The 11,391-nt window shown below is 73.5% G+C and carries 10 protein-coding genes; 2 read left to right on the forward strand and 8 right to left on the reverse strand.

Features of this window, described 5'->3' with window-relative positions; genetic code table 11:
• Positions 1 to 29: 29 nt before the first annotated feature.
• On the forward strand, positions 30 to 341 hold the full coding sequence (locus PAI11_RS16140; protein WP_007576687.1) for an MTH1187 family thiamine-binding protein: 312 nt from the start codon (positions 30 to 32) through the stop codon (positions 339 to 341).
• A 195-nt stretch (positions 342 to 536) separates the two neighbouring features.
• On the opposite strand, the gene PAI11_RS16145 is transcribed toward PAI11_RS16140, so the two are convergent.
• A complete protein-coding gene (locus PAI11_RS16145; protein ID WP_007576689.1) occupies positions 537 to 1,412 on the reverse strand; it encodes a poly(ethylene terephthalate) hydrolase family protein in 876 nt (291 codons plus the stop codon).
• Between the two features lies 1 nt (position 1,413).
• Positions 1,414 to 3,030 carry a zinc-binding metallopeptidase family protein gene (locus PAI11_RS16150; protein WP_007576691.1) on the reverse strand — a complete coding sequence of 539 codons (1,617 nt, stop codon included), beginning with the start codon at positions 3,028 to 3,030 and terminating at the stop codon, positions 1,414 to 1,416.
• Between the two features lie 116 nt (positions 3,031 to 3,146).
• On the opposite strand from PAI11_RS16150, the gene PAI11_RS16155 reads away from it, so the two are divergent.
• The gene (locus PAI11_RS16155; protein ID WP_050897273.1) at positions 3,147 to 3,779 is read left to right on the forward strand and encodes a TetR/AcrR family transcriptional regulator; all 633 of its coding nucleotides are present in this window, start codon (positions 3,147 to 3,149) and stop codon (positions 3,777 to 3,779) included.
• Between the two features lie 13 nt (positions 3,780 to 3,792).
• Here the strand turns inward: PAI11_RS16155 and PAI11_RS16160 are convergent, their stop codons facing one another.
• From PAI11_RS16160 to PAI11_RS16185, 6 genes are all read right to left on the reverse strand, one after another.
• A complete protein-coding gene (locus tag PAI11_RS16160; RefSeq protein ID WP_007576695.1) occupies positions 3,793 to 4,983 on the reverse strand; it encodes an ABC transporter ATP-binding protein in 1,191 nt (396 codons plus the stop codon).
• Positions 4,970 to 7,768: an alpha-L-rhamnosidase gene (locus PAI11_RS16165; protein WP_007576697.1), complete on the reverse strand. Its 2,799-nt coding sequence runs from the start codon at positions 7,766 to 7,768 to the stop codon at positions 4,970 to 4,972. Before PAI11_RS16165 ends, PAI11_RS16160 begins: the two co-directional genes overlap by 14 nt.
• Complete coding sequence (locus PAI11_RS16170) at positions 7,765 to 8,559, reverse strand: DeoR/GlpR family DNA-binding transcription regulator (protein WP_007576699.1); 795 nt, start codon at positions 8,557 to 8,559, stop codon at positions 7,765 to 7,767. The genes PAI11_RS16165 and PAI11_RS16170 overlap by 4 nt, the downstream gene beginning before the upstream one ends.
• The gene (locus PAI11_RS16175; RefSeq protein ID WP_007576701.1) at positions 8,556 to 9,614 is read right to left on the reverse strand and encodes a serine hydrolase domain-containing protein; all 1,059 of its coding nucleotides are present in this window, start codon (positions 9,612 to 9,614) and stop codon (positions 8,556 to 8,558) included. Before PAI11_RS16175 ends, PAI11_RS16170 begins: the two co-directional genes overlap by 4 nt.
• The gene (locus PAI11_RS16180; RefSeq protein ID WP_040600622.1) at positions 9,611 to 10,471 is read right to left on the reverse strand and encodes a carbohydrate ABC transporter permease; all 861 of its coding nucleotides are present in this window, start codon (positions 10,469 to 10,471) and stop codon (positions 9,611 to 9,613) included. Before PAI11_RS16180 ends, PAI11_RS16175 begins: the two co-directional genes overlap by 4 nt.
• Positions 10,468 to 11,391: carbohydrate ABC transporter permease (locus PAI11_RS16185; protein ID WP_050897274.1), on the reverse strand; the 924-nt coding region annotated here is incomplete at its 5' end. The genes PAI11_RS16180 and PAI11_RS16185, both read right to left, overlap by 4 nt.

Genomic DNA, 11,391 nt, shown 5'->3' on the forward strand with positions numbered 1-11,391 from the left:
GGGGGCCGGCGACCGTCTACGGTCCCCCCATGGCCACCGCCGACCTCACCGTCCTGGGCCTCGGCCGCGCCGAGGCCAGCGCCAGCGGCTACATCGCCGAGATCCAGCGACGGCTCGCGGCGCAGGATCGCGTCGGCTACCGGATGCACGCGATGGGCACGTCGCTCGAGGGCGCGACCGCGGACATCCTGGCGGTCGTCGGCGAGCTGCACCGGGTGCCCCTGGAGCTGGGCCTCCCCCGCGCCTACACGGTCCTGAAGCTGGACGAGCGGACCGACAAGCCGGACCAGACGCTCGACGACAAGGTCGCCAGCGTCGAGGCGCGGCTGCGCGAGGGCTGAGCACGACGCCGCCGCCCGCGAGCGGATCGGCGGGCGGCCGCGACGTTCCCCCGTCCACGGCCGCCCGTCGATCCCGGCGTCGGCGGGCCCCACAGCCCGTCGACCGCCCAGCCGATCCCGACCGGACGGCGGGCCCCACGGTCCACCAACAGCCCGTGGAGCCCGCCGTCCGGTCGGTTCGGCCAGCCCGCCGCCCTACGGCAGCGCGCGAGTCGCCCGCGCCCGCCAACCGGAGTTGGTGAGCAGCTCGGGCGTCGGCCCGGCGAACGCGCCGCGGGCCACCGCGTCGCCGCGCAGCTGGTACTGCAGCCACGCGGTCACGTAGCCCAGCACCGGCGTCCCGGCGTTCTGGATCGTGTTGTGGTCGGCGCCGTTGATCACGCCGATCGCCGCCGGCCCGCCGGCCGCGTCGTAGTACTTGCGCAGCTCCGTCGCCGAGGCGATCAGGACGTCCCACTGGCCGCCGATGAAGAACGACGGCCCGGTCAGCTGCCCGACGTCGAAGGCGTCCGCGGCCCCGACCCAGAGCGGTGCCGGCAGCGCGTAGGTCACCGTCGTCCGGATCAGCCCGCCGGAGTGGGTCGTGGCGTTGACCGCCCCGCCCGCGCCCTGGGAGTGCCCGACGGCGCCGATCGCGGTGGTGTCCAGACGGCCCTGGAAGGGGCTGCCCGCCGTCGTGTCCTGGGCCACCATGTACTGCGCCCCGGCCAGCATCTCGCTACCGGTGCCGGTGTTCTGCGACGTCGAGGCGATCACCACGTAGCCCCACGAGGCCAGGTGGTTCAGCAGCCCCGGGTACTGGGCCGGCGTCGCCCAGCTGCCGTTGCCCCAGGTGACGATCGGCCGGCGGGCGCCGGTGGCGATGTCGGCCGGGTAGAAGATCCGGTACGTGACCGCACCGGTGCCGTCGGTGACGTCCTGCGTGAGGACGGTGGCCGGACCGGGCGCGGCGTAGGCCGCCTCGATCGGCGCGGCGCTCGCGGCCGTCGCGCCGGCCGAGGCCAGCAGGACGGTCAGGAGCGTCAGGACGAGCGCCAGCAGGCGCCGGGCGCGGCGGGGTGCGTCACGCATCTCAGTAGGCACAGGTCGGCGCTCCGTTCGCTCGCTGCTGGCGCATGAACGTGACGTCCCCGGCCACCTCGGCCTGGGTCATCCTGCTCATGCCGGTGACGATGTCGGTGAACGCCAGCGTCTGCCGGCGCATCAGGTCGAAGTCGATCGCCTCGAGCCCGAACTGGGGCGAGAACAGCCCGCCCGGGAGGGCGACGCCGGAGACGGTCGGCAGCAGGTGCTGGTTGTACGGGGTCCCCTCGCCGCCGAAGCTGCAGATCTGGGGCACCCGCGTCAGGTCGGCGACGTCGAGGCCCTTGAGCACCGCCGTCCGCCGCAGGTCGCGACGCTCGACCTCGCCGACGACGAGCTGCCGCAGCTTGAGGCTCTCGGTGACCGGGATCCAGTACATCTCGTTCTGGTCGGTCAGCTGCAGCCGCTTGCCGGGCTTGCCCGGCCGGTCGACCGCCTCGTAGCGGCGCGCGCCCATGTGCTCGAGGACCACCACGCCCTTGACCTTGTTCTGGTCGTACTCCTGGTCGAGGGTGATCGCCAGCTGCCCGGCTCCGCCGTTGCGGACCAGGTCGGACACCAGGTGCTGGTGCAGGTGCCCGGTCACGAACGCGAACTGGATCGTCTCCGGCCGGCACTCGATCGGCAGCGAGGCCAGGTAGCGCGCCATCGCGATCATCGAGATCGGGCCGTTGTCCCACTCGCCGTTCATGCCGTCGGTGTGGCTCTCGACGACGATCTTCTTGGCGTTGCCGCCGGGCAGCGTCGCGAGCAGCGTGCGGGTTGCGGTCGGGGCGCTGCTGGACTCCTGCGTCAGCGTCGCCCGCACGTTCGGGGTCGCCGCGATCGCGTCCTTCAGCTGCTGGCCCTCGTCGGCGGCCAGGTAGGCGCTCGGGAGCCCGAGCGGCTGGCCCTCGTAGGGCGCGTAGCTGCCGGCGAACTGGTCGTAGGCCAGGCGGCTGACCGACAGCACGGCCTTGGCCCCGGCGGCCTCCGCCGCGTCGACGTCGAGCCCGGCCTGCGCCAGGCCCTCGGAGTCGAACGTGCCGAGCAGGTTGGTCGTGTTGCCGGGGTCGTACATCGAGAACCCGAACAGCGGCGGATAGAAGAAGAGGTTCGGGAGGCTCGTCACCGGCAGGTCGCGGATGACGATCTTGCCGGCGGAGTTGGCGGCGGTGATCGACTGCCCGGGCGGCACGTAGACGAGCGGCGCGTTGACGCCCCCGGGCCCGGTCGACGCCGCGAACGGCACCGGCCCCGCGAGCCGGATCTGCTGCCCGCCGACCTCGAGCGTCCCGGGCTGGGAGTCCCAGCGGTCGGTCGTGTAGGGCAGCGACGAGGTCTGGACGCCGGGGATGGCGCTCATCTGGCCCTCGAGCCAGTCGATGAACGCGTGCTGGCTGGGGCTCGCGGTCGGGCGCGGACCGAAGTCCTGCTCGACCTGGTTGAGCGCGCGCAGCTGCGCCTCGGTGGTGAAGTCGGTCGGGTCGACGCGCGTCGGACAGACGTCGGCGCTCGCGACCGCCGGAGCCAGCGCGAGGCCGGCGATGGTCAAGGTCAGCAGCGCGCCCGTGCGCGCACGCCGACGGACGCGGCGTGACACGCCGCGACCAGGGGTGTGGTCCATGGTTCTCCTCCCGGGGGATCGCGGCGCTCGATCCCGTGCCGGTTTCTAACCGACAGTTAGTTATGGCATAGTTTCGCCACGCCGACCCGGAGCGATCCGGGTAACCGCCGCCGCCGATGCCCGCCCCACGCCGACCACGAAGCCCGCGACCCGCCGCCGAGCCGGCCCCGCGCAAGCGGATCTCGCGCGCCGAGCGCGAGGCGCGGATGCTCGACGCGGCCGAGCACGTCTTCGCGCGGCACAGCTTCCAGGCGGCGTCGATGGAGGAGATCGCGCGCCGCAGCGGGATCACGAAGGCGCTGCTCTACCAGTACTTCGGCTCGAAGGACGGGCTCTACGAGGCGACCGTCGAGCGGGGACGGGCGCAGCTCTTCGCCGCCCTGGCAGCGGCGGTCGAGGCGCAGCCGACCGGCGGGGCGCGGCTGCTGGCCGTCGTCCGCGGCTACTTCGACTACGTCGCCGCCAACCGCGGCCACTGGTGGCTGCTCTACGGCCAGGCCGGCAGCCTCGCCGTCAACGAGATGCGCGACCGCAACGCCGCGATGATCGCCGACCTGCTGGCCGACGGACGCAGCGACCTGGAGCCCGAGCGGCTGGAGATCGTCGCCCACGCGATCGTCGGCGCCGGCGAGCAGGTCGGCCGCTGGTGGGCCGTCCGCCCGGACGTCCCGCAGGAGCGAGTCGTCGAGCAGTTCGTGACGCTGACCTCGGGGGCGATCCGGGCGCTGCTGCCCGCACCGCCCGGCTGACGGTCCCTCGGCCTCACCCGGCGAGCGCAAGGTTGCTCCCATCGCGAGGGTCGAACAGGTAGAGCCGACGCGGGTCCAGCGCCAGCTCCAGCGGGTCGCCGACCCGGGCCCGGCTGGCGACGTCGACGCGCGCCACCAGAGACCGGCCGCCGACCAGCGCGCCCGCGCCGTCGCCGGCGCCCGCGTCGGCCGCCAGCTCCCGCAGCTGGTCGCTCTGGACCGCCGGTCCCGGGACCGCGACGTGGACGTGCAGCTCCGAGCCCAGCGACTCGACGACCTCGGGACGGGCCGTGAACCGCAGGTGACGGCCCTCCCCGCCCTCGCGGACCAGGCCGGCGTCCTCGACGTGCTCGGGGCGGATGCCGACGATCACGTCGCGCGGCTCGGCCGCCGCGCCGTGGCGCTCGCGCACCGCCGCCGGCAGCGGGACCTCGCCGAACGGCAGCCGGACCGTCTCGCCCTGCCAGCGACCGGCCAGCAGGTTCATCGCCGGCGAGCCGATGAAGCCCGCCACGAACAGGTTGACCGGGCGCTCGTAGAGCGCCGCCGGCGTGTCGAGCTGCTGGATCACGCCGCCGCGCATCACCGCGACCCGGTCGCCGAGCGTCATCGCCTCGGTCTGGTCGTGGGTGACGTAGACCGTGGTGGTGCCGACCCGGCTCTGGATCCGCGCCACCTCGGCCCGCATCTGGACCCGCAGCTTGGCGTCGAGGTTCGACAGCGGCTCGTCCATCAGGAACGCCTTCGGCGAGCGGACGATCGCCCGTCCCATCGCGACCCGCTGGCGCTGGCCGCCCGACAGCTGGGCCGGCTTGCGCTCCAGGTGCGCGTCGAGGTCGAGCGCGCGAGCGGCCTCCTCCACCCGCTCGGCGATCTCGCGCTTGGGGACCTTCGCCTGCTGCAGCGCGAAGGCCATGTTCTGGCGCACCGTCATGTGCGGGTAGAGCGCGTAGTTCTGGAAGACCATCGCGATGTTGCGGTCCTTCGGCGCGCGGTCGTTGACCCGGTCGCCGTCGATCCGCAGCTCGCCGTCGGAGATCTGCTCGAGCCCGGCGATCATCCGCAGGACGGTCGACTTGCCGCAGCCGGACGGGCCGACCAGGATCAGGAACTCGCCGTCGCGGACCTCGAGGTCGAGGCCGCTGACCGCCTCGGTGCCGTCGTCGTAGCGCTTGGTGACGTCCTGCAGCTCAATCGTGGCCACGGTGCTCCTCCGGAGTGGTCGGCGCCGCCACGCCGGTCGTCGGGCGGGCATCGACCGCTGGCGGTGCGGTCGGCCACGGGGCGGTGAAGGCGTAGCTGCCGGAGCCGATCGCGACCACGATCCGGTCGTCGTCGACCCCGCGCACGGCGACGCCCTCGGCGTCGGCCGCCGGCCCGTCGCCCTCGCGCAGCGCGGCCGGGTCGCTCCCGGGGATCAGGACGGTCGCGCGGCAGTTCGGCGGGACCTCGACGGTCACCGTCAGCCGGTCGCCGACCCGCGCCCAGCCGGCGCGGGCGGGCCCGCGGACGCCGTCGCTGCTGGCGCGGGCCCAGGTCAGCCGCTCGTCGAGCTGGGGGCGGATCAGCAGCTGGCCCTCGCCGGGAACGTCGGGATCGGCGTCGAGGCCGGCGACGTGCCGATGCAGCCACTCGCCGATCGCCCCGAACGCGTAGTGGTTGAACGAGTTCATGTTCGGCGACTGGAAGCCGTGCTCGGGGGTCCAGCCGTCCCAGCGCTCCCACATCGTCGTCGCGCCGTGGCGGATCGACGCGCCCCACGAGGGGTGCTCCTGGCTCAGCGCCAGGTCGTAGGCCAGCGTCGCGTGGCCGTGCTCGCTGAGGACCGGGCAGAGCAGCCCGGAGCCGAGGAAGCCGGTGCTCAGTCGTCCGCCGCGGGCGGCGATGTCGGCGACCAGGCCGGCGACGGCGCCGGCCCGCAGCCGCTCCGGCAGCACGCCGGCCCGCAGCGCCAGCAGGTACCCGGTCTGGGTCGGCTGGTGGAGCGTGCCGTCGGCGGCCACGAAGGCGGCGACGAAGGCGTCGGCGATCTCGCGGTGCAGGCGCCGATAGCGCTCGCCGTCGGCGGGACGGCCGAGCAGGTCGGCGATCCGGGCCATCAGCCGCGCGTCGAGCGCCCAGTAGGCGGTGGCGAGCAGCTCGCGCGGGGTGTCGGCGCCGACGTTCAGCCAGTCGCCGTAGTCGTTGTGGCGCTGGGCGTGGCGCAGCCGTCCGGGGTTGGCGCGCTCGAGGTGCGCCATCCACCGCTCCATCGACTCCCAGGAGTCCTCCAGCAGCCGCCGGTCGCCGTAGGCGCACCACGCCGTCCAGGGGACCAGCACGCCCGCGTCGCCCCAGCCCGGAGCCCCCCGCGAGAGCGACGCCTGCCGCGGCGGCACCGGCGCGACGTCGGGGAAGATGCCGTCGGCGGTCTGGGCGTCGCGGACCTCGGTCAACCAGCGCGGCAGGAACGCCGAGAGGTCGAAGCCACGGCAGGCGGTGTCGCCGATCACCTGGACGTCGGCCAGCCAGCCGAGCCGCTCGTCGCGCTGCGGGCAGTCGGTCGGCAGGCCGACGAGGTTGCCGCGCAGGCTCCACTCGACGTTGCGGTCGATCCGGTTCAGCAGCTCGTGCGAGCAGGCGAAGCTCGCGCTCCGGCGCACATCGCTGTGGAGCACCACGCCGGTCAGGTCGTCGAGCGCCGGCGGCGCCGGCAGGCCGGTGACCGCCACGTAGCGGAAGCCGTGGGTGGTGAAGCAGGGCTCGAACAGCGTGTCGCCGTCGCCGCGCGGCACGACGACGTCGCAGCAGTCCTGGGCGCCGCGCAGGTTCTCGGTGTAGAGCGTCCCGTCGGGGTGGCGGGCCTCGGCGAAGCGCAGCTGCACCACCGTCCCGGGCGCCGTCGGTCCGGGGATCCGCAGGCGGGTCCGGCCGACCATGTTCTGGCCGAGGTCGAAGACCCACTCCCCCGGCCGCGGCTGATCGAGGGCGACCGGCGTCAGGTCGGCGACGCGGCGGATCGGCTCGGCCGGGTCGGGCAGCAGCCGGGCGTCGGTCGGCTCGTGGAGCACGACCGGCTCCCAGTCGCGGTCGTCGAACCCCGGCCGGTCCCAGCCGGGCGCCTCGCGACGGGCGTCGTAGCGCTCCCCCAGCTGCAGGTCCGAGCAGACGACGGGCCCGTCGCTGGCGCGCCACGAGCCGTCCGAGGAGACCGTCGTCCGCGACCCGTCGAGGTGCTCGACCCGCAGGTGCACGAGCGCGCTCGGGCGGTTGCCGTAGTGGGCGCCGCGCTGCTTGGGCGAGAAGCCGACGAAGCCGGCGTACCAGCCCTCGCCGAGCAGCACCCCGAGCGCGTTCTCGCCGTCGCGCAGCAGCGACGTGACGTCGTGGGCGCGGTAGTGGATCCGGCGGCGGTAGTCGGTCCAGCCCGGAGCCAGCTCCTCGTCGCCGACCCGCTCGCCGTTGAGCTGCAGCCGGTACAGCCCGCGGGCGGTCGCGTAGAGGGTGGCGCGGACCACCGGACGGTCGATCCGAAACGTCGTCCGCAGCAGCGCCGCCGTCAACTCGGCGTTGGTCAGCAGGTCGAGGTCGTCCCCCGACGGCGGCTGGGTCGCGCGCCACGGGTGGCCGTGGCCGATCCAGCTGGCCCGCCAGGCCCGCGCCGGCAGGCCGGCGCCCCACGACCCGATCGCGCTCGGTCGCCCGGGCCGGCCGTCGCGGTCCCACAGCTGGACCCGCCAGTGCAGGCGCTCGCCGGCGGCGGGGGCCGGTCCGCCGTAGGTCACGGCCAGCGTCTCGTCGCCGGCGACGAGCCCGGAGTCCCAGGCCAGCGACCGCTCGGCGAGCAGGTCGTCCGGGTCGGCGGCGACGGTGATCCGGTAGCCCGTCTGGTACTGGTCGCGACCGGGGCCGCGGACGATCCAGCTCAGGCGCGGGGCCCGCGCGCCGACCGCCAGCGGGTCCTCCAGCCGCTCGCAGCGCAACCGCTCCGCGTGCAGGGCTCCGGTCACGCGGCGTCCCGGTGGAGTTGCACGCCGGCGTCGGCCAGCACGGCCACGGCGTCGTCCTCGAGGTCGACGCCGACCGCGTGGCTGACGTCGGCCAGGGCGGCGATCCGGTTCTGGGCGATCGCGCCGAACTTCGGCTGCTGGACCAGCAGGACCGCCTCCTTGGACTGCCCCAGGATCGCCTGCTTGACCTCGGCCTCCAGCGGGTCCGGGTCGGTCATCGCGCCGTCCGGGCCGATCCCGTGGACGGAGAGGAACGCGCGGTCGGCGTAGAGCTCGCCGAGGCCGCGGATCGTGGCCGGCCCGACGAACGAGCGGCTGGACGGCCGCAGCAGCCCGCCGACGGCGACCAGCTGGACCTGCGGGCCCGCGTCGGCCGCCAGCTCCATCACCGCCAGCGAGTTGGTGATGATCGTGCACGGCAGCTGCTCGCCGACGATCCGTTCGATCAGGAACCAGGCCGTCGTCGAGCCGTCGACGATCACGGTCTCGTGCGGCTCGATCATGCGCAGCGCGATGTCGGCGATCCGGCGCTTGGTCTCGGCGTCCTGGTCGCGGCGCTCGGCGAACGGCTGCTCGCTCGAGACCGGGCTGGGCATCGTCGCCCCGCCCCAGGTCCGCGAGACCAGGCCGCGCGTCTCGAGCATCGCCAGGTCGCGGCGGGCGGTCATCGCCGAGACGCCGAACTGCTCCTCGAGCTCGGCGATCGTGACGCTGCGGCGCTTGCGCAGCAGCGCCACCATCCGCCGCCGGCGCTCGGCCGGGGCGTAGCGCCGGTAGACGCCGCTGGTCATGCGCCCGCCCCGATCGGGTAGGCCGCGACCGACGGGTCGTCGATCGGGTCCAGGCAGGTGGTGAAGGCGTTGTGGACCCCGTCGAGGTCGACGCCGACGTCGAGCGGGTTCATCACGTTGGTCAGCAGGACGAACGCCGCGTCGTGCTCGGGGTACATCCACCACTGGCAGCCCGAGAGGCCGCCGTGCCCGTAGAGCCGGTGGTCGAAGATCGTCGGGCTGGTGCGCATGTTCCAGACCAGCCCCCACTCCTGGCCGGTGCCCGGGCCGATGTGCAGCGGGTCGGGCATCAGCCGCTCGATCCCCGTCGTCTGCGGGCGCGTCATCGCCTGCAGGGTCCCGGGGTGGATCAGCTGCCGGTCGCCGGCCAGCAGCATCGTGCTGAGCGCCAGCAGGTCGCCGGCGGTGGCGCTGACCGCCCCGGCCGGGTGGCGCAGGGCGCGGAAGCGGTCGACGTCGATCACGACCCGGTCGAGCCCCTCGAGCGGGATGCACGGGACGTCCGGATCCAGGCTCAGGCCATCGACGCCGGGCAGCGCGCCGAGATCGTCCGGCAGCAGCTCGTGCAGCGGCCGGCCGGCCGCTGCGCCGATCATCTCGCCGATCCCGGTGAAGCCGACGTTCGAGTAGAGCGCGAAGCGGCCGGCCTCGTACATCTGCGGCGCGTAGAGCAGCTGGTCCAGCAGCGAGGTCTCCGGGGCGACGGTCGCCTCGACGATCCCGCCGGTGTGGGTCAGCAGGTGCCAGAGGGTGACCTCGTCCTCGCGCGCCAGCCCGAACATCGGGACCGCCTCGGAGAGCGGCGTCCGCAGCGACAGCCGCCCGCGCTCGACCTGCCGCATCGCGGTCAGGCCGACCAGCGGCTTGCCGGCCGAGAACAGCAGGAAGGTGTCGTCGCGCTCGACCGCCCGTCCCGCCGCCGAGCCGAACGCCTCCAGGCTCTGGATCCCGGACGACGTCGCGACCCCGAAGACCGCGCACGGCAGGCGCCGTTCGCGGACGTGCTCGGCGAGCAGGTCGTGGACGAGGTCGAAGCTGGGCGAACCGGAGGTCATCCCTTCATCGCTCCTTCGGTGAGGCCGCTGATGACGCGGCGTTGGACGAACAGGTAGACCACGATCAGCGGCAGGCTCGTCAGCAGCACGTGGGCGAAGACGAGGTTCCAGCGGAGCGTGTCGACCGTGCCCGAGGCGAACTGGTAGAGCGCCAGCGGCAGCGTGGCGCTGTCCTCTCCCTGGATCAGGAAGAGGGCGAAGAAGAAGTCGTTCCAGACGGTGATCACCAGCATCACCGCGCCGACCAGCAGCACCGGCCGCAGCAGCGGCAGCATGATCCGGCGGTAGATCTGGAAGTAGGAGGCGCCGTCGACGGAGGCGGCGTCCTCGAGGTCGGTCGGGAGCGCGCGGACGAAGCCGGTGGTCAGGAAGACGACGACGCCCATCCTGGTCCCGATCAGGACCAGCGCGTAGGCCAGCAGCGTGCCGTCGACGCCCATCTGCCGCAGCAGGTAGATCGACGGGATGATCGCCGGCGGCAGCAGGATCGAGAGCGACGTGACGTAGAAGGCGACCTTCATCCAGCGCGCGCGGCTGCGGGCGAACGCCCACGACGCGGCCGAGCCGAGCAGCAGCACCACGATCAGCACCGGGACCGTGATCAGCAGGCTGTTGACCAGGCCCGACAGGTAGTGGCCCTCGTCGAAGATCGTCGACAGGTTGTCGCCGATCGCCCACTTCTCGGGCAGGCCGAGGCTCAGCGCCTGGGCCTCGCCCTCGGTCTTCATCGCGTTGACGATCACCATCCACAGCGGCAGCACGACCCACGGGATCGCGAACACCGCCAGCAGCAGGTACTTGACCCGCGACGGCCAGCGGCGGGCGCCGACCGGTCGGGTGCCGACGGCGGTGCTCATGCGATCTCCCTGCGGCGCAGCCACGCCACCAGCGGCACGGCGGTCAGGATCACCAGTGCGGTGACGGTCAGGCTCAGCGCGCTCGCCGGCCCGAAGAAGCTCTGCCCCCACTGCTGGCGCATCGCCACGTTGAGGGTCGTGGTGTGGTCGCCGGGTCCGCCGCCGGTGGTCGCGGCGACCACGTCGTAGGCGCTCAGCGCGCCGACCAGGGTGACCGCGACGTTGAAGGTCATCGCCGGCGCCAGCAGCCGCAGCTTGATCCGCCAGAAGCGGGCGAACGCCCCCGCGCCGTCGATCGTGGCGGCCTCGATCATCTCCTTCGGGATCGCCTTCAGGCCCGCGATGTAGACGAGCGTGATCAGCCCGCTCCACTTCCAGGCGTCGATCAGGGCGACGGCCGGCAGCGCGGTCGAGGTCTCCCCCAGCCAGTTCCAGTCGAAGCCGCCCGGCAGCAGGAAGGCGAGGATCCCGTTGAACGGCCCGTCGGGGGCCAGCAGGCCCTTCCAGACGTAGCCGGCCGCCAGCGGCGAGATCAGGACCGGGACGAAGAACAGCGACCGGAAGACGGTGTTGATGCGGGTGTTCTCGACCAGCATCAGCGCCAGCGGCAGGCTGATCGCCGTCTGCAGGAAGAGCGTGATCAGGGCGTAGAGCACGGTCACCGTGACCGCGTTGACGAACAGCTCCTGATCGATCAGCGCCCGGAAGTTGTCGAGCCCGTTGAACGAGATGTCGTTCGTGAAGCCGGACCAGTCCGAGAACGCGAACCCGATGTTGAGGACGAACGGGACCGCGAAGAAGACGACGACGAACGCGATCGCCGGCAGCGCGAACCAGGGCCAGGGGCCGCGGTCGCGGTCGCGGCGGCCGCGGCGGCCGGCGCCGGGGCGACCGCCACCGGTCGCGGCCGGTCGCCGGGG

The sequence above is a fragment of the Patulibacter medicamentivorans genome (assembly GCF_000240225.1).
Taxonomy (GTDB): domain Bacteria; phylum Actinomycetota; class Thermoleophilia; order Solirubrobacterales; family Solirubrobacteraceae; genus Patulibacter; species Patulibacter medicamentivorans.

Bases quoted from the DNA above. Each gene is read 5' to 3' on its own strand.
- PAI11_RS16140 (WP_007576687.1), top strand. From the start codon at position 30: ATGGCCACCGCCGACCTCACCGTCCTGGGCCTCGGCCGCGCCGAGGCC.
- PAI11_RS16145 (WP_007576689.1), bottom strand. From the start codon at position 1,412: ATGCGTGACGCACCCCGCCGCGCCCGGCGCCTGCTGGCGCTCGTCCTG.
- PAI11_RS16150 (WP_007576691.1), bottom strand. From the start codon at position 3,030: ATGGACCACACCCCTGGTCGCGGCGTGTCACGCCGCGTCCGTCGGCGT.
- PAI11_RS16155 (WP_050897273.1), top strand. From the start codon at position 3,147: ATGCCCGCCCCACGCCGACCACGAAGCCCGCGACCCGCCGCCGAGCCG.
- PAI11_RS16170 (WP_007576699.1), bottom strand. From the start codon at position 8,559: ATGACCAGCGGCGTCTACCGGCGCTACGCCCCGGCCGAGCGCCGGCGG.
- PAI11_RS16175 (WP_007576701.1), bottom strand. From the start codon at position 9,614: ATGACCTCCGGTTCGCCCAGCTTCGACCTCGTCCACGACCTGCTCGCC.
- PAI11_RS16180 (WP_040600622.1), bottom strand. From the start codon at position 10,471: ATGAGCACCGCCGTCGGCACCCGACCGGTCGGCGCCCGCCGCTGGCCG.